The organism is Neorhodopirellula pilleata, from assembly GCF_007859915.1.
Lineage (GTDB): Bacteria > Planctomycetota > Planctomycetia > Pirellulales > Pirellulaceae > Rhodopirellula > Rhodopirellula pilleata.
The window spans coordinates 521,033-539,297 of sequence record NZ_SJPM01000003.1; the positions used below are offsets into that span (position 1 = coordinate 521,033).

10 protein-coding genes and 2 rRNA genes are annotated in these 18,265 nt (G+C 54.9%); 6 read left to right on the forward strand and 6 right to left on the reverse strand.

Translation table 11 applies throughout. The features are described 5' to 3' along the window. Positions 1–15: 15 nt before the first annotated feature. Entirely contained in the window at positions 16–1,326 is a 1,311-nt protein-coding gene (locus Pla100_RS10735; RefSeq protein ID WP_231602936.1) for a hypothetical protein, read from the reverse strand. A gap of 160 nt (positions 1,327–1,486) precedes the next feature. Next, a complete protein-coding gene (locus tag Pla100_RS10740) occupies positions 1,487–3,850 on the reverse strand; it encodes a TonB-dependent receptor (protein WP_197167831.1) in 2,364 nt (787 codons plus the stop codon). A 384-nt stretch (positions 3,851–4,234) separates the two neighbouring features. On the opposite strand from Pla100_RS10740, the gene hemP reads away from it, so the two are divergent. Both hemP and Pla100_RS10750 read left to right on the forward strand, forming a co-directional pair. Further along, positions 4,235–4,420, forward strand: coding sequence for a hemin uptake protein HemP (gene hemP, locus Pla100_RS10745; RefSeq protein WP_146577676.1), 186 nt, complete (start codon positions 4,235–4,237; stop codon positions 4,418–4,420). Further along, the gene (locus tag Pla100_RS10750) at positions 4,417–5,178 is read left to right on the forward strand and encodes an energy transducer TonB (protein WP_146577677.1); all 762 of its coding nucleotides are present in this window, start codon (positions 4,417–4,419) and stop codon (positions 5,176–5,178) included. The genes hemP and Pla100_RS10750 overlap by 4 nt, the downstream gene beginning before the upstream one ends. 261 nt (positions 5,179–5,439) lie before the next feature. On the opposite strand, the gene Pla100_RS10755 is transcribed toward Pla100_RS10750, so the two are convergent. The 3 genes from Pla100_RS10755 to Pla100_RS10765 all read right to left on the reverse strand — a co-directional run bounded on the left by Pla100_RS10755 (position 5,440) and on the right by Pla100_RS10765 (position 10,246). Continuing rightward, positions 5,440–6,258, reverse strand: coding sequence for a leucine-rich repeat domain-containing protein (locus Pla100_RS10755; RefSeq protein ID WP_231602937.1), 819 nt, complete (start codon positions 6,256–6,258; stop codon positions 5,440–5,442). Positions 6,259–7,144: 886 nt separating this feature from the next. Then, positions 7,145–7,253 (reverse strand): 5S ribosomal RNA (gene rrf / locus Pla100_RS10760). A gap of 106 nt (positions 7,254–7,359) precedes the next feature. Then, a 23S ribosomal RNA gene (locus Pla100_RS10765) occupies positions 7,360–10,246 on the reverse strand. Positions 10,247–11,065: 819 nt separating this feature from the next. Between Pla100_RS10765 and Pla100_RS10770 the strand changes: the two genes are divergently transcribed. The 3 genes from Pla100_RS10770 to Pla100_RS10780 all read left to right on the forward strand — a co-directional run bounded on the left by Pla100_RS10770 (position 11,066) and on the right by Pla100_RS10780 (position 15,252). Beyond that, positions 11,066–12,673: a ribulokinase gene (locus Pla100_RS10770; protein ID WP_146577678.1), complete on the forward strand. Its 1,608-nt coding sequence runs from the start codon at positions 11,066–11,068 to the stop codon at positions 12,671–12,673. A 210-nt stretch (positions 12,674–12,883) separates the two neighbouring features. After that, the gene (locus tag Pla100_RS10775; protein ID WP_231602938.1) at positions 12,884–14,503 is read left to right on the forward strand and encodes an L-fucose/L-arabinose isomerase family protein; all 1,620 of its coding nucleotides are present in this window, start codon (positions 12,884–12,886) and stop codon (positions 14,501–14,503) included. Continuing rightward, positions 14,482–15,252 carry a sulfite exporter TauE/SafE family protein gene (locus Pla100_RS10780; RefSeq protein ID WP_231602939.1) on the forward strand — a complete coding sequence of 257 codons (771 nt, stop codon included), beginning with the start codon at positions 14,482–14,484 and terminating at the stop codon, positions 15,250–15,252. Before Pla100_RS10775 ends, Pla100_RS10780 begins: the two co-directional genes overlap by 22 nt. Here Pla100_RS10780 and Pla100_RS10785 read toward each other — a convergent pair. Continuing rightward, positions 15,212–17,062 (reverse strand): tetratricopeptide repeat protein, encoded by a 1,851-nt coding sequence (locus Pla100_RS10785; RefSeq protein ID WP_146577679.1) that lies wholly within the window; start codon positions 17,060–17,062, stop codon positions 15,212–15,214. The two genes, Pla100_RS10780 and Pla100_RS10785, sit on opposite strands and share 41 nt — an antisense overlap. Positions 17,063–17,457: 395 nt before the next feature. Between Pla100_RS10785 and Pla100_RS10790 the strand changes: the two genes are divergently transcribed. Further along, positions 17,458–18,264: a hypothetical protein gene (locus tag Pla100_RS10790; RefSeq protein ID WP_146577680.1), complete on the forward strand. Its 807-nt coding sequence runs from the start codon at positions 17,458–17,460 to the stop codon at positions 18,262–18,264. Position 18,265: the final 1 nt, after the last annotated feature.

Genomic DNA, 18,265 nt, shown 5'->3' on the forward strand with positions numbered 1-18,265 from the left:
AATGACGACTTTGTCTCACGGGGATTCGTTTTGCCGTCGCAATGCCTTCCAGTACGCAGCCTGCAAGTAGATGATACCATTACTGGAAACCCGGTCCGGATCCACTCGCATCACCGCATCACGTAATGCGGTTTGCTGGGGTCTCGGGAATCTACTTGATTGGTCAATCAATTGTGCCAATGCTGCTTCGCCGGATTCGCGAATACAATACCAGACCGGTCGATACGATCCTTCGGCGGAAAGCCCTGCCGTCGATCGCCAGTCGGTGCAAAGCTTTGTGAGATCGAGCGACTCGCCGCGATTTCCGGCGGACTCAGCCCGCTTCGCCATCCGCAGGGTGATCGTCTTCATCGTGAGCGTGATCTTGGGCCCCAATGATCCTTCCTTTTCCAGACGCAGTAAAACTTCGAGAGACGCCTGCATCTGAAGGAACGCGTAGGTAGGTTGGTTTTCTTCGACGGTACACGATTGCTCGATGGCGGGTTTCACATATTCTTGATACCAGTCGTAGTACTTGCGGTCACCTGTGACATCCCATGTGGCGGCATAAATCATGGGCAGTCGTGCGGCTTCGTGACCGGCAACATTCCACATGCGGCTGATGCCGCGTGTGTCACGCGTTCCGTCCAGCCTCAATGAGTCGTAGTCGTTAGCTGCGATCACCTTGGCTCGCATGCGATCCGCAACAGCCGACATCAATTGCCTGATCTCCTGACGTGTTGCCGGATCACACAGCGGGCTGTGAAAATAGTGCCACAACCCGTGGATCGCATGCGTGTACTGATCACGAGAACTATTAGGATAAACGCTCTTGAGATCTTCGTCGCAGACGCCCCTTGCTAAAAATCCAGGGACGCCATGAGCGGTCGCGCACAATTGAACTCCCTTGAAAACTTGCTTGGCCCGTTCACGCAACCATTCCTCCTGAGTCACTGCGTGTCGATCGACGATCAACGACAACATAACCCCGGCCGAAATCATGCAATCTTCCATTCCGGTACCATACCCGCACTCATTCGGATCTTGGTTTTGAACCTCCGCTGCGGTTGGAAGATGATTCAGCTCGCGGCCCGATTCGTAGCTACTGAGGTAATCGTACACAAGGTGCGTTCGAGGTGAATAGAATCGGGACCAAGTCACCTGCCACAAACGTTCAATTCGTGTCGCAAGCTGGTTATCTAAAACCAATTCAACCGCCGTTAACTCCGTGGATTGCTGATCTGATTTCTCGTCTGAAAATACCAACGAAGGACCAGACGTTGCTACGACGCAGAGCCAAACACAAACCATATGAAAATCAGGCTTCCAACGAACAAAAAAAGGCATGGAAACGATCTCGAAACACGGTGGAGGAAGATGCGATGAGGATCCTCACATCATAACTCACGCTCTGCGTACCATGATTCACGTCACAGCGAACACTGCAACTACCGACTCCGACCGCGAAAGCGATCGGGGTCGATCGCTTGTCATGCCGGGTCGATTCTCACAACGAATACTGATATCCGAAGATCGCGTTGAAACCAGGACCGTCGACGCCACTGCCGAGAACTCGATAGTACTTATCGGTGAAGTTTTCGAGTGACAACGAAACACTGTGTTGGTTCGCATCTCCGAATGCACGCCCCGTTCGCACGTTGAGCGTCGCGTAACCGGGGGTGCCACCGGGCAAGAAACGGACATCGCCCAGGTTGGACGAGTTGTAACGATCGGCTCGATCGACCATCCATGCGAAGACGTCAACGTAGCCATGATTCGAGGGTTCGTTCCATCGCAGGCCCAAAATCCCTTGAGCAGGCGGGATCCGAGAGATCGGGTCGTCGTTCGTGGTAATCGTACCGTATGTGTAGAAGAAGTTACCGTACAGCGCGACGTTGCGACCGAGCAGGTACTCGCCCGTCAATTCGGTTCCATTGATCGAGGCTTGCTGGTTGGTTAGGAACAACTCACCACCGATTGTTTCTCGATTGATGTAGCTGTCAAACTCAGTCCAAAATTCGGTGACCTGCAGACGCAGACGATCGTAGTTGAACTTAAAACCGACTTCGTACGTTTGGCTATGTTCAGGACCAACATCGAGGTTTCCGATCAGTGGTGTGGATTGATTGTTTTGCAAGAACGTCTTGTTCGCCGTCAAGTCATCGATCGTGGGTGCTCGAAATCCTTCGTAGTAGCCACCGATCAAACGCAAGTCGTCCGTCAATTCGTATGACAAACCTATGCTGGCGATCCAATCTTGGTAGGAACGCTTGAAGAACGTGGGACCAAGCGTGTCGAAGTCCGGCGTGCCTGAGATGTTGATGTTCTCGTAGCGAACCGAAGTCGTCGCATCGAGTCGTTCGGTTAACGGCACGTACCAAGACGTATAGACGCCTACACGGTCGGCTTCAGAATCATCCGGGTACTGCGGATCGGTTGCGACAGGATTGGCTCCCGGTAGGGTCGGATTGTCAATTCGACTTCGCTGAGCATCGATCGACTCGCTATAAAAATCGCTTCCGTAGGTCAGCTTTCCGAAGTCGCTCATGTCTTTAACAAACGACATCGTGGTCCCCCATCCCCAATCATCAAACTCGCCGATTTCACGTCGCGTGGGGACGGCTCCCGGATTGTTGCTGGCGTATCGATCCACGATCGAAGCTTCCTTTGTCCGCATACCAGAGAGCGTGATCGAGTACAGGTCGGCAAAGAATACGTCGTCGGGCAGCAGTCCTTCCAAGCGACCGTACAGTAAGTCGCGTTGCTGTGGATCAAAAACCGTTGGTCGCTGCGTCGGGACGCTACCATCGGATGCCGGCCCGAGCACGAACGGCAAAAACCGGTCACTGCGTTTGAGGTCGTATTGTTCGAAGTGCTGCATTGCGACGGTCAACAGATGATCGTCACCGAGCATCCGCTGCAACTTCAAATCGCCTGCGTATTGGTTGTAGTCGGTGCCAGGTTGTCGACCAAGATCGCCACCGCGATCGATGTTACCCACATCGAGGTAGGACACACCGCCGGTCACACCGGTCGCTCCATACCAACCGCCGAAACCCGTTCGGGTATAGGATGAAGCTTCGGCAGTACTGTAAATCTGGCTGAAGTTTGGACTGAGATGGTCACCGCGTAGTGGATCGGCGCTGCGAGTGACAAAGTTGATTACGCCACCGATCGCGTCGCTTCCCCAGAGCGCCGACTCGGCACCGCGAATGACTTCGATGCGCTGGATCGAACCTGGATCGATCGTCGCCGCGTATTGGTTCGGTCCCGGTCGCAGGATACTCGTGTTCATTCGAATTCCGTCGACGAGAATCAGGATTTGCTGCCCGGTTAAACCTCGAATGAACGGTGAGAGCTGTCCATTGCCGGTTTGCTGAAGCATCACGCCGACTTCGTTTTGAAGGGCGCGATAGACCGTCGAGGCTTGGCGTCGGTCCAATTCATCCCGATCGATGATGGTGCCCAACCGAGGCGATTCGAACAGAGTGGTTTCTGAACGAAGCGCACTATTGAGCCCAGTGATGTCGCTCATCGTGCCACCAAACACTTGCTCGCTCAGCGATTCGAACGATTCGCTAAACGGCGAGTTGGAGTTATCCGAATTGCTCGAGGCGGTATTTCCGCCAGGAGGCAGACGACCCGACGTGCCTTCCAAACTTGGCTCACCTAGGGGAGAGACGATGTTCTCCGAAGGGACCGACTGACCAGGAGAAAGTAGGCTCGGCGTCGATTGACCGGCCTGTTCACTCGGTGCCGAGTCGGCATCTGAATCATTCGTTTCAGGAGGCCGGACCTCGATTTCAGGAAGCGTCGGACGATCGTCGTCTTGAAGCATCGATGCGAGCGAAATCGAGGGACGGCCGCTCATCGTGCTTTCGTCCGCCCAAGCGCCTCCGTCGAGAACAGGCAATAAAACCAACGCCAGTAATGAAGTTTTCCTCACGGTTTTCCCCAGGTCAAAACGTGAACGAACGAATGTGTCTCTCGCGATCGCGACCGAGCTAGGCCAGAGGATCGTTTTGTTCCGTCTTTTGCGTAGCATCGGAGCAAACCTCACGATCGCTTGATCTGTCAGAACAGGCTCCGGAAAGTCGGCCTAATTGGGAGGACAGGAACTCACGAGCGAAAACATAATGACCAAAATTCCGTCGATTGCGGTGAAGAACTCGCCATCTGATCATGTTCATGCCGCAAATTACTAAGCGTTCACGGCATTTGATGACCGGCATGGGGATTGCAAAAGGGCGACGGAATGAGCACCACACCGTCCGCCGAAAACGACTCCGACGATCAGGCAAAACGCAAGGACCAGATTCCACCACTTGTCATTCCCTCCACCGAAATCTTTCGCGGTCGATCCGAAGTCTGGATCGAGCACGGCAAGATCATGTACCGTCTTCGACTCACCGGCACGGGCAAACTATACTTGTGCAAGTGAACCATACGCACTCCATCCTACGCTCGACGACTTTTTCGATCGGACTTCATCTGACCGTCTTGGCGACGATCGCGATCGTTCCTTTGTCGTCGCTGGAGCGTTTTTCGACTCGGGGAACCCGGCAGATTACGGCGATCGAGTTGACTCTCACTTGCCCCACCCCGGCGGCCTCCGTTTCGGTAGTCACCATCGAAGTTTCTTCTCAGCAATTCGAATCGCAACCCACCGCGCGTCGCTTTGTCGAACAAGAAAAACTTCACCGCGAAGAAACGGCATCGCCACCTCTCGGTCTGCCTGAAATCATCGCTGATGCAGTATCACCCACTGAACCGTTGGAAATACTGCGAATGCAAACGCCCCCTGATCAACCAAAGGTGGTCGAGAAACAATTCGCTCGTCCGCGTCGCCCTGTCACGGTGAGCATGATTCCGCCGATGAACGTGATTTCGCCGATGAACATGCGCCCGCTCGAATCGTTAGCTGGTTTATCCGAAACGCATGTCGAATTCACTTCCAACCCACCGCCGAAGTACCCGGCGAACGCTGCCGTCAATCGAATCGAAGGGAACGTGTTGCTTAAGTTGTTCGTAAACGCTCGAGGAATTGTCGAACGAGTCGAAATCGTTCGCTCGAGCGGTCACGATATACTCGATGACGCAGCAAGAAACGCGGTTTCCCGATGGAGGGGCAAACCGGCGACCCGCCAGGGAAGGCCGGTTGCCTCGACCGAAGTCTTGCCCATCCGATTTCGATTGTGATCTCAGTGTCTCAAAACACGCTCGAGAAAAATTCAAATTCGCTGAATCAGGGCTCAATCGTAACCCGCGGCGTCACGGCGTGTTGATTTTGTCAGATTCAGCACTGCCACGATTAGCCGAAGGGCGTTAGCCCCGGTTAACGGTCGCGGGAACCGCCGCTAACGCGGTACGGCTAATTAAGTCAACACGCCGGTGAGCGAGGGATCAGCCCGAATTCCTCGCTCACGCTGCGGGTTACGATTGGCGGTTTCTTCTGCCAGGCTAGTTCATTCGAGCGTTGATTACCTCGATCCCCTCAAGCAACTTGCGATCAGAATCCTTGAGTCGGATGTCATAGAGGTACAGCTTCTTCAGACTCGGCATTTCCGAAACTGACTTTAGCAAGTTCTTGATTACCTCTGGGTTGCGATAAAGACTGTCCTTTTCCAGATTCAAATCAGGCCACCCGATCCAAAGTTCGTTTACATTCTTCACCTGCTTAAACGCCTGCAATTCAGCGTACTCGAGCGGATTGTTGGTAAGCTTGAGCACCTTCAGATTTGGCATCGCCTGAATCGCCGTCAGATCGGCCACCCGGCAATTGGAAACATCGAGATACTCGATCGCAGGAAAATTACGAGCAACAATTCGAAGAAGTGTTCCATCAACGACACCTTTACCAACTTGATTGGCGCCAATCGGTGCAAAATCCAGTTCTTTAGCCGTCGGTAAAGTACCACCGCAAAAAACTGCCTTCTGTAGCTCAAAGGCATCACCAATCGCATAAAAACCAAGACGCCGAATTAAAGGATTCCCCTCAGGACTTCGGCCTTCAGGTTGCCGAATAATCTCCCCACCCAAACGCACGAAATGGTCCATCGCCCCACTGGTTAGCTGACGTTCCATCGCCTCTTCCTGTTTTAGCAGCACCGCACTCGATGCGGCGTAACCACCGAAAAACGCACCAGCTAAACACGCCACCACCATCTGGATCCACGCAGGCCAAGAAGCGAGAGAGAATTTACCGGGAATATACTTTGCCGGGATCTTTGCCATCAAACCACCTACCCATTTGAGAAAAGCATGATTGAGCGAGATCAATCATCAATAAAAAGAACTGAGCAACGCCAATCTACACAAATCCCCCACCGGTGCTACACGGTTCTTGGTCGAAAAACAACCAAAACCGAGCGACAGGATGAATAAACAACCAGACACGGCTCTTTCGGAGGGCTCGCCACCCCTGCTGCCAATTCGGCATGCGGATAGAAAAACTGCGGTCCATGAGCCTCCGAAAGTTGCCAAGACTTTCTACGCTAGGAGGGTCAGGCAATCGTCCGAAGTCGTATTCCGAACCTGGATAATGCGAACTCCGACTCGTAACGGTGTGACGAACTAGTCGTAAACTGAATGACAGCATTCAGCCTACGGACCTAGCGGCTCGTTAACTTGTTGGTTTAGGCAATTCTCGTGAGCCGATGCCGCTAGCGGGCTGTTAAACTAATCGTAACCCGAAGCGTCAGCGAGGGATCGCCCGCCATTAACTCCCCTGTAGGCATCCCTCGCTCACGCTTCGGGTTACGACGCAACATAAATCAACAGCCCGTTACGCAGCGAGTTACGAAAAACGTGCAACTTCAAAATACGTGAGTGAGGGATACCTACAGAGGATCTAACAGCGTTCGCTTCTCAACTGACGCGTTTGGAAGATCCGCAATGCAAACCGAGGGGCAGGGAACTCGCATTAAACCGGGCTCTCGTACTCGTAGTCGTAGTCGTACTCAGCACTCGGCGGTACTCGTACTCGACAGCGTGTGTTTCGAGTACGAATAGCATTTCATTAAGTACGAGTACCAGCGCGAGCACGGGTAAACACACGGCTACGACCTTCCGATCAAAACGTACCGATGAATCACGACGGACCGACACGGGAACAACGGACAGCGCAAAAAAAAACCCTCCGATCGCAACCGGAGGGTTTTTAAAAATCTGGCAATACCTACTTTCACACTGGTATGCACTATCATCGGCTCACAAAGCTTGACTTCTGTGTTCGGGATGGGAACAGGTATAACCTTTGCGATATCGTCGCCAGAAAGACTTGCCGAAGGGTATTTCGCCTCCGACAAGCCAGATTGTTTGGTAGTTAACAAATGTTATTCACGCGGAAGCCATCCGATTGCACTTGAGTGCGGGATATCGGTGGCCAAACTTTCGCCCGTTAGTACTGGTTTGCTCAACACGTTACCATGCTTACACTTCCAGCCTATCAACCTGGTCGTCTTCCAGGGGGCTTTCGACTATTGTCTACGAATCCTCATCTCTGGGCGGGCTTCACGCTTAGATGCTTTCAGCGTTTATCCTTTCCGAAGTTAGCTATCCAGCCGTGCCGCTAGCGCGACAACTGGTACACCAGAGCTTCGTCCAACTAAATCCTCTCGTACTAAAGTTGAACCCCATCAAGATTCGAACGCCCACGGCAGATAGGGACCGACCTGTCTCACGACGGTCTGAACCCAGCTCACGTACCACTTTCATTGGCGAACAGCCAAACCCTTGGGAGCTTCTACACCCCCAGGATGTGATGAGCCGACATCGAGGTGCCAAACCGCATCGCCGCTGTGGACGCTCGGATGCGATAAGCCTGTTATCCCCGGAGTACCTTTTATCTGATGAGCGATAACCCTTCCATTCGGGATTACCGGATCACTAAGGCCTACTTTCGTACCTGCTCGACTTATGGGTCTCGCAGTCAAGCACACTTTTACCTTTACGCTCTACGTCTGATTGCCGACCAGACTGAGTGTACCTTTGCACTCCTCCGTTACTCTTTGGGAGGAGACCGCCCCAGTCAAACTGCCCGACTGCCACTGTCCTTTGCCCCGCTTCAGGGGATCAAAGTTAGAATTAAAATATGACCAGGCTGGTATTTCAACAACGGCTCAGAAGACACTGGCGTGCCAACTTCGAAGCCTCCCAGCTATCCTACACAAGACATATCTCAACCCAATAGCAGCCTACAGTAAAGGTTCACGGGGTCTTTCCGTCTAACCGCGGGTATGTGGCATCTTCACCACAACTACAATTTCACCGGGTCTGTGGTTGAGACAGTGCTCCAATCGTTACGCCTTTCATGCAGGTCGGAACTTACCCGACAAGGAACTTCGCTACCTTAGGACCCTCATAGTTAGGGCCGCCGTTTATTGGGGCTTCGGTCGCGAGCTTCACCGTGAGGCTAACCCTCTTCCTTAACCTACCAACACCGGGCAGGCGTCAGTCTCTATACATCCACTTGCGTGTTAGCAGAGACCTGTGTTTTTGATAAACAGTCGTTAGAGCCGATTTTCTGTGGCCTGTTCCAGCGTGAACCGGACCAGGCGCCCCTTATCGCGAACTTACGGGGCCATTTTGCAGAGTTCCTTAACCACAGTTCTCCCGAGCGCCTTAGAATTCTCATCTCGCGTACCTGTGTCAGTTTTAGTACGGTCACAGGGCATGTAACTTAGCGGCTTTTCTTGGACGTCCTTCCAACAACTTCGAGAACTTGGATGCTCTCGAGCTATGCCTTGGCTATAACCGGTCATTTAACCCCAGTCACCTCAGCTTTCGCTACGGACATATCTATTCGTACCGCTTGCTTTCTGGACGCCGTCCCCGCATCGAAATACCCATGTGGCGAAGGAATATTGACCTTCTGTCCATCGTCTACGCCTTTCGGCCTCGACTAAGGTACCGGCTAACCCTGGGCGGATTTGCCTTCCCCAGGAAACCTTACGCTTTCGGCGAACAGGATTCTCACCTGTTTTATCGTTACTCATTCCGGCATAATCACCCGATGACGCCAACACCGCTCGTTACCGTACGGCTTGTATCTCGTCATCGGCGCTCTCCTACCACTGCAGTAAACTGCAATCCGCTGCTTCGGTGTAAAACTTACTCCCGTTCATTATCGGCGCAGAAATGCTCGACTGGTAAGCTATTACGCACTTTTTAAATGGTGGCTGCTTCTAAGCCAACATCCCAGCTGTCACTGCACTTCAACTTCCTTAGTGACTAAGTTTTACTTCGGGACCTTAGCAGGCGATCTGGGTTGTTTCCCTCTCGACCCTGGAGCTTATCCCCCAGGGACTGACTGCCGAGGTAAGGTGAACCGGTATTCGGAGTTTGGTTCGGTGGGGTACCCCGGGAAGGGCCCCCATCCGATTCAGTATCTCTACCCCCGGTCACTAATTTACTCGACGCTATCCCTCAAGATATTTCGGAGAGAACGAGCTATCTCCTGGTTTGATTACACTTTCAGTCCTCCCCACAAGTCATCCCCTCAGTTTTCAACCTAAGTGGGTTCGGTCCTCCACGCAGTTTAACCCGCGCTTCAACCTGCTCATGGGTAGATCACACAGGTTTCGCGTCTGCAGCAAACGACAATCGCCCTATTAAGACTCGGTTTCCCTTGGGCTTCGTTCCGTCAGAACTTAACCAAGCCGTTTACCACAACTCGCCGGATCATTATGCAAAAGGCACGCCGTCACACATTAAAATAGTGCTCCGACCGCTTGTAGGCACATGGTTTCAGGTTCACATTCCTCCCCTAGCAGGGGTTCTTCTCACCATTCACTCACGCTACTGGTTCGCTATCGGTCGTTAGAGAGTATTTAGCCTTACGGGATGGTCCCCGTGGATTCAGTCTAGGTTTCACGTGACTAGACCTACTCAGGTGCTTCTAAGGTGCAATTAGATTTTTATGTACGGGGCTGTCACCCTCTGTGGCCGACCGTTCCAAGTCGTTCTACTAATCAATCACAATCCCATATTGAAGTCCTACAACCCCGCGAGGGAAACCCCCGCGGTTTGGGCTATACCGATTTCGCTCGCCGCTACTGACGGTATCGATTTTTCTTTCTCTTCCTCTAGTTACTTAGATGTTTCAGTTCACTAGGTTGTTACAAACACACCTATGTATTCAGTGTGCTGCGGTCGGGAACCCCGGGATCATCACTTGTGTGTCAATTCCCCCAGGCTTTTCGCAGACTTCCACGCCCTTCTCCTTCTAACGCCAAGACATCCCCCATGTGCCCTTGATAGATTGGCCACCGAAATCCCGAACTCAAGACAAGCCACATCGCCCGACAAAGTCGAACAACACCGCTGACCTGAATCGTCGATTTCAATTTAAATCTATTAACGATATCACATTCAAGAATCCAATCGAATTCTATGCCAACCCTCTCGTGGTAAACCACGCTCGAATTGGCAACGCTTCCGTTTGAACTTTTCTATTCAAACCCATCGTTTTGATGCATGCACTGACCCCGGAAAAAGGCCAGGCATCCACCAAAGAATGGTGTTTTTTCAGATGCCAACTACCAAACAACCAAATTGTCAAAAATCAGTTTCCCAGACCCTGCATTAACAGAAATCCAAGAGACGCTGCTGAAAGCAGCCGGTCAACTTCCTTCACTCGGAGGGAAGTCGGCCGGTCGTTTTCGAGCGAGCCGAGAAATTAGCGGGTGGCTAACTTCGGGTCAAGGTCACAAAGTTGAATTCTTTAAAAAGTTTTCAGCGTTGTTTCGCTTGAGTCCTGCAGGAGAAAAGGGAAGCTCGCGGTGAGGCGGGCGACCGCGTTTCTTTGCTGCGGGTTGAGAAGAATAGCGTTCTTTGGCTGGCGGTCAACGGCAATCGATCAGAAATTTTTCAGAATCTTGGCTTGCCCTTCATTTGCCGTCGCCACGACGCTCTTCCGAAAGGGATTTCGGCAGTAAACTGGGCTCGCTTGACGTCATTTTGCTAGGGCTTTGTCAAAATTCACTCTGAAGGTGGGAGCGTAGCGAATGTCGTCAAGGCTTTCGGCGAGTGGTTATCCTGCTGAAAGCTCCCCCATTCACTCTCCCAAAGACCTCGGAGTTCGATCATGTCTGCCTTTCCGCCCCCGGTCTCGCTCGGTCTGGATTTCGGGACCGAGTCCGCTCGTGCGGTTTTGATCGACACGGCCGGTTGTGAGCTCGGGATCGGCTCGGAGCACTATCAACACGGCCAGATCCTCGACGCGTTGCCCGGCTCGAACGTCAGGTTGCCGGATCGTTACGCGTTGCAATCTCCGGGCGACTGGATCCGAAGTGCCGCGACTGCGACGCGGCAGGCGATCGCAGCTTCCGGCATCGACGTGTCGCGAATCGTCGGGATCGGCGTCGATTTCACGAGCTGCACGATGCTGCCGACCCTCCGCGACTCGACGCCGTTGTGCGAGATCGACACATTCGCGAGGGTCGCCTTGGCGTGGCCGAAACTATGGAAACACCACGGTGCCATCGAGCAAACCGACCGGATGAACGACGTTGCCAAACAACGCAATGAATCGTTCCTGCATCGCTACGGCGGAACCATCGGGCTGGAGTGGTTCTTTCCGAAACTGCTTGAAACGATTGAAAACGCCCCAGAAGTCGCCGACGCGGCGGAGGTTTGGCTCGAGGCCGGTGATTGGTTTGTTTGGAAACTGGTCGGTTGCGATGCCGATCGGTTGCCGCGATCGACTTGCCAAGCCGGCTACAAGGCGCTGTGGTCACCTGAAGAAGGCTACGCATCGCCAGATTATCTCAGCGCCGTGCATCCGAAACTCGCCGAGGCGGCACGGTCGAAAATGCCCGGTGTGATGTTGTCGCCGGGCGAGCGGGCCGGATCCTTGTCCGCCGAGATGGCTGAGCGGTTCGGGCTGCCCGCCGGAATCGCGGTTTCCGCAGCCACGATCGACGCCCATGCCGCCGTCCCTGGGGTCGGGGCGGGCGAAGCGGGAACGATGGTGATGGTGATGGGCACGAGCAGTTGCCACATGCTCAATTCCGAACAAGGCAAATCGGTCGCCGGCGTGGCGGGAATCGTCGAGGGGGGCATTTTGCCCGGATTGTTTGGTTATGAAACCGGACAAGCGGCCGTCGGCGATGCATTCGCATGGCTCTTGAAACTGTTGAACCTGGACTCGTTCGAACGGCTCAGTCGTGATGCGATGGCGTTACCGCCGGGCGCCGAAGGCGTGTTGTGCTTGGACTGGATGAATGGATGCCGCACTCCGTTGATGGACGGCAAAGTGAAAGGGGCGTTCACGGGACTCTCGCTGGGAACCACGCCTGCCCATCTTTATCGGGCGTTGCTGGAAGGGTCCGCGTTCGGCGTTCGCTGGATCGTCGATGTATTGCGTGAAAGCAGTGTTCCGGTCGAAAAGTTTGTGGCTACAGGCGGTTTGCCGCATCACAACCCGGATCTCGTTCAGGTGTACGCCGACGTGCTGGGTGCGCCGATCGAAATTCACCCATCTGAACAAGGCCCCGCCGTCGGCGCGGCGGTGTTGGGGATGGTGGCGGCGGGTCAGGACAAGTCCGGATTCGCCGACGTGACGGAGGCTTCGAAAGCCATGGCGGCGGTGCCGGACGACCGAAAGCGAGTGATCCGGCCGGCGATGGACTACCACGATGCCTATCAAGTTCACTACAAAAGGTACCGGAAATTGGCCGAACAACTGAGTTAGAGAGCAGTTGATTTCGCCTGCATCGCAACCCGACGCGTAACGGGCTGTTGATTTAATTTGCGTCGTAACCCGAAGCCTGAGCGAGGGATTTATAAAGAGGTTTTAATGGCGTTGAATCCCTCGCTTACGCTTCGGGTTACGATGCAATCTCGACGAAGTACTAGCCAATCGGCCCGCCGTTTTACCCCAGCTTTTTTGGAAATCACTCGCATGTCCAACACCGTCACGCTGATCGCTTCGGGCGACCTCCGCGAATCCGCCAATCGAGTCTGCTGGCAGGCCCAGCAAGACATGGAAGCCGCTCTTGGACGAGCGTTCCAACAACACGGTTGGAACATTCAACGCGCCCACGCATTCGACGAGTCCGCCGGCCACGGCTTCATTTCGTCGCAAAAACAGGGGATGAACGTCTTCCGTGACATCGATCCGGACGCGCCGTTGGTCGTCGCCGAAGCGGTCTGGCAGTATTCGCATCACGTCTTGGCCGGTTTGATGAGCCATCGCGGCCCGATTTTGACGGTCGCGAATTGGTCAGGACAGTGGCCAGGTTTGGTGGGAATGCTCAACCTGAACGGTTCGCTGACCAAGGCGGGTGTGAAGTACAGTTCACTATGGAGCGAAACGTTTCAGGACGATTGGTTCAATCAAAGGCTCAAACAATGGCTCGATACCGGAGTCGTTGATCACGACACGTCCCATGTCCATGCGTTGGATACCGGGCAGCTCAGCGATGATGTGAAACAACTCGGACGAAACATCGCTCAAACGCTGCGGCGAGACAAAGCGATCATGGGGGTTTTCGATGAAGGCTGCATGGGCATGTTCAATGCCATCATTCCGGATCACCTGCTCAATCCCCTGGGCGTGTTCAAAGAACGACTCAGCCAATCGGCGTTGTATCACGAGGCGATGCAAGTTTCCGATGCCGAGGCTCAAGCGGTTCGCGATTGGCTCGACCGGGCCGGGATGACTTTCCATACCGGCCCCACGCATGAGACCGATCTCACGGATGCTCAGATCTTGGATCAGTGTCGCACCTACATCGCGGCGGTCCGTATCGCCGATGATTTCGGATGTGACTGCATCGGGATTCAATACCAGCAAGGCTTGAAGGACTTGTTGCCGGCAAGCGATTTGGTCGAAGGCATGCTCAACGATTCCGATCGGCCGCCGGTAAATTCACGAGACGGTTCGCGTGAGTTGTACGCGGGTGCGCCGGTGACACATTTCAACGAAGTCGACGAGTGTGCGGGCCTTGACGGCTTATTGACCCAGCGAGTCCATGCGGCGTTGGGTCAACCGGTCGAGAACACGCTTCACGATTTACGTTGGTCCGACAACGATCAATCCGGCACCGTCGAGGAGGAAGTTTGGGTTTTGGAGATCAGCGGTGCGGTCCCGGCGTCGCATTTCGAAGGCGGATGGTCAGCGGCGGAAGGTTTCCGGCAACCGCCGATGTACTTCCCGTCCGGCGGCAGCACGATTCGGGGAATCAGCAAACCGGGACCGATCGTTTGGTCGCGAGTGTTCGTAGAAGACAACCGGTTGAAAATGGATTTGGGTCGGGCAACCGTAGTCGAACTGCCCAGGGAAGAAACCGAGCGACGTTGGAACAGCACGACGCCGCAGTGGCCGATCATGCACGCGGTGCTGCATGGGGTTAGCCGCAATCAAATGATGGCGCGGCACAAGGCGAACCATATCCAAGTCGCCTACGCACACAGCGAAGCGGACGCCGACCGTGCCATGCTTGCGAAAGCCTGCGCCGCCGCAGAACTCGGGGTGGACGTGTCACTGTGCGGAGTGGAATGCCATCGGTCGTCGCAATGATGGTGATGGGATGGACACCGATCGAACTGATTTGCCTCGCGCTGGGTGCCATGGGAATCGGCGTCTCCAAAGCCGGGTTTCCGGGCGTGAGTATGTTGCACGTGGTGATGTACGCGTTTGTATTTGGCGCGTTCGAATCGACGGGCGTGTTGTTGCCGATGCTAGTCGTGGGCGACTTGTGCGCGATCTATTTCTTCGGACGTTCGGCGGATTGGAAACACGTTCGGCGGTTGCTTCCGCCGACACTCGTGGGGATCTTGATCGGCTGGGCGATGATGGACCGCATGGATGCCGATCAATTCAAGTTGATCGTCGGCGGAATCATTCTCGCGTTAACGGCGGTGCAAGCGTTTCGCACGTATCGGCCCGATGCGTTCGACGCTGTGCCGCATCAAGCCTGGTTTGCGATCATGTTGGGATTGCTAGCCGGAGTGACGACGATGTTGGCCAACGCGGCCGGACCGGTCGTGGCGTTGTACTTACTCGCGGTGATGTTGCCCAAGTGGGAATTGATCGGCACGAGTGCGTGGTTGTTTCTCGTGCTCAACGTTTTGAAACTGCCGCTGAGTTATGACTTGGGATTGATCGACGGCTCGACGTTATTGATCGGGTCAGGATTTGCGCCGTTGATCCCGATCGGGATGCTCGGCGGTCGCTGGTTGGTCAAGCGGGTTTCGCAGAAATGGTTCAACCTGATCCTGCTGGGCTTCACGGCGATTGCGGCGGTTCGCTTGATCGGCTGGATTTAAGTGCCTGTTCGAACTGTTCGAGCTGACGTTGTAGCGGTGGGGAATGCGGCATCCGTTCGCACGCCTCGGCTTGCATTTTCACCGCCGCTTCGAGATCACCGACGGCGAAATAACATCGGGCACACGTATCCATCAGTGCCGGCTGATTCGGAGTCAAACGCAGCGACTCACGGCTGTACTTGAGGGCTTTTTGGTAGTCGCCCTCGGTATTGCTGACCAACCAAGCGTAAGCGTTGAGTCGTTTGGCAACGCTGTTTTCGGACAACCAAGGCGGTACGAGTCGCCGTGGCGTGTTGACCGCCTCGTTGACTTCCGCCTCCGCAATTCCGATCTGTTCGGTGAGGGTCTTGCGAACTTCGTCTTGCCACTTCTGGTCACCCTCGAGTCGATACATCGCGATCAGGATGTCGATGTTTTCGCGATTGGTTTCGAAGGCACGCTTGAGAACCGGCTGCGCCTGCTCGGCTTGGCCTCGTTGGATCAACAACAAACCACGGTGAAAATCCAAGTTGCTGCGGACAATCGCGGAACTGAATTGGTCCGCGATCAACCGTTCTTCGAACTCGTTGTCTCTCTCGATTCGTTGATCCAAAGGGGTGAGCATTTCAATGACCACTTCGTGATGCTGCAACTCGCTGTGCATTTCAGCGGCGTACAATCTCGCTCGGGCAGCCATCGTGTGGTCGAGCGGCAATCGATCAATGACGAGCTGAAACTCCTTTTCCGCCCATCGGAACAAACCTCGCTGAGACAACTCGAACGCGATTTTGACATGAGCCTCGGCGTGCAATCGGATGACTTGCGGGTGAATGAACGGCTCCGCTTGATCAGCATTGTTGGGTAATGCGGGGTCTCCCGGTTGTTCGACCAACATCGGTATCGGATTGATCTCCAATGCCAAACCGGCAAGCCGATCGGCGACGGACGCTTGCTCCATTCGAGAATACGCCTCGGCGGCGGAATAAAGCAAAATCGGTGACTTTTCAAATAAGTCTAAATTCGCTTCGTACATCGCCGCGATGGAGGGATACAAAGAATGATCCAGGGCCCAACTCGTCGCCTGAATCAAATCGCGGGTTCGGGCCGGAATCAAGCCCACGTTGTTGCGGACGATCTCCAGTGCAGCGTCTGGTGAACCTTGGTCGATCGCTCGCTCGGCGGTAATCCAGACGAGTTGTAGTAATTGCCTAGCGGTATCGTTGGCCCCGGTATCACCGTGAACGGCGACTTGCCGATGCTCATCGAACAACACTTGCCATTGTTTGGGCGAGATTGATCCGTTTTGTAAGTCCTTGGCGTATTGCAACAACCATGCGTTGGCGATCAATTCGGGGTCTTTGATTTTGGATTGAATCGAATGCGCCTCGTCAGCCCGATTGGATCCGTCCGTGGTGTCCTGGTTCATGATCGCCAGCGCCGCCGACCGGGCCAAACCGGGCTCCGGCTCGAATCGCGCCAGGCGGAGCAGTGGCTCGAACGATTCACCGCGTGGCAATTCGGCCAGTTGCGTGATGCGATCTTGCCGCTCGGTGATACTGAGCGAACTGTATTCGAACAACAGCTCGCGAACTGTCGACGAATCGTCCGGCACGCTCCACTGGACCTGCAACCCGCTGGTCAACCGGCGAGCGACGATTGCCACCTCGCTGTCGGGATGTTCGCGGGCCTCGCGGAGTTGATCGAAAGCGGCCAATCCGATCCGTGACAAGCGATCGCGACAGCGAATTCGCGTGGCGTAAGAGTCCGAGGCCAGACCTTCGATGAGTTCGGCGATCTGGGCACGGCTCGCTTCGGCAGCTTGTTTGCCCACAAACCTATCGGAGTTTTGCTCGGCAAATGACGTCGTCGGCGGTCCCAAAAGGAGCCCCCACGCGAGCCACAGCACGTGGAACGAAACCAACGAACGAAAGGACACGTAGCAATAGCGGTTTGGCCAGACGAGAAACATAAGCGTGGTCCGCGAAGAGGAAACGCGACGGCGGAAAAGGTCGGTGTCGGCGTCAGGACCCCTGACGACCTTATTACTTTACCAACTTGGAAGCCTCGACGACGTAGAGAATTCCGCATATCCCGTTCGGATCGGCAGTTTTCACCGCAAATCCGTCGGCCGGACCGATCAAATTGTTTGCCACCGAGCCGTCGTTTGACTATCCTCCCAGGTCAGTCTTGATGACCTGCTTTCCCCGACCAAGGATCCCCCTTGCGATGAAATTTCGCTTTTGCATTCTCGCACTGTTCGCCTTTGGCGTGTTGACGGCCATGGTTCCGTCACGAACCCAAGCCCAATCGGCCGTCTTATCCGAAATTTACGGAAGAGGGGTTCACGCCTACCACTCCGGCCAATACCAACAAGCCGGTGAGTGGCTGAGCATGGCGATCGACAACGGATTCCGTGATCCACGGGCCTATTACTTCCGCGGGCTGGTCGCGGCGTCGGGCGGAAACATCTACGAAGCCGAAGCCGATTTCCAGGAAGGTGCGAAGCTGGAAGCAACCGGAACGTTTGGCGATTTGATCGGTCGGTCGCTGGCCCGGATTCAGGGTTCGACCCGTTTGAAACTTGAGCAAATTCGAGAAAAGGCACGTCTCCAAGCCCTGGCGACCGGCCAAGCTCGGTCCAACGTTCGTTATGGCGAACTGGGCGTCGCCCCCGGCCCCGCACCGGGCGCGGCCGCTGCGAAACCGGCCCCCGCCTCACCTCGAATCGCACCGCCGTCGGCTCCCTCGGCCGAGAATCCGTTTGCCGATGACATGGACCAAGATGCCACCGTGGAATCACCCGACGCGTTCAAAGACGCGATGGAAAATGCTGCTGAGCCGGAAATGGCGGGCGGCAAAGAACCAGTTGGTGGCGACGCGAGCCCGTTCGGTGGTGACGCGGCACCGGCCAATGACCCGTTTGGTGGCAGCGCCCCTGCGAGCGACCCCTTTGGAGCTCCCGGCGGTGGCGCCGATCCGTTCGGTGGCAGTGGCGAAGCGATGGACGATCCGTTCGGAGCCAGCCCGTTTTAGG

What these genes read in the sequence shown, in the direction of transcription:
- Pla100_RS10780 (WP_231602939.1), top strand. Translation starts at nt 14,482, where the DNA reads ATGCCATCGGTCGTCGCAATGATGGTGATGGGATGGACACCGATCGAA.
- hemP (WP_146577676.1), top strand. Translation starts at nt 4,235, where the DNA reads ATGAGCACCACACCGTCCGCCGAAAACGACTCCGACGATCAGGCAAAA.
- Pla100_RS10770 (WP_146577678.1), top strand. Translation starts at nt 11,066, where the DNA reads ATGTCTGCCTTTCCGCCCCCGGTCTCGCTCGGTCTGGATTTCGGGACC.
- Pla100_RS10790 (WP_146577680.1), top strand. Translation starts at nt 17,458, where the DNA reads ATGAAATTTCGCTTTTGCATTCTCGCACTGTTCGCCTTTGGCGTGTTG.
- Pla100_RS10775 (WP_231602938.1), top strand. Translation starts at nt 12,884, where the DNA reads ATGTCCAACACCGTCACGCTGATCGCTTCGGGCGACCTCCGCGAATCC.
- Pla100_RS10740 (WP_197167831.1), bottom strand. Translation starts at nt 3,850, where the DNA reads ATGAGCGGCCGTCCCTCGATTTCGCTCGCATCGATGCTTCAAGACGAC.
- Pla100_RS10735 (WP_231602936.1), bottom strand. Translation starts at nt 1,326, where the DNA reads ATGCCTTTTTTTGTTCGTTGGAAGCCTGATTTTCATATGGTTTGTGTT.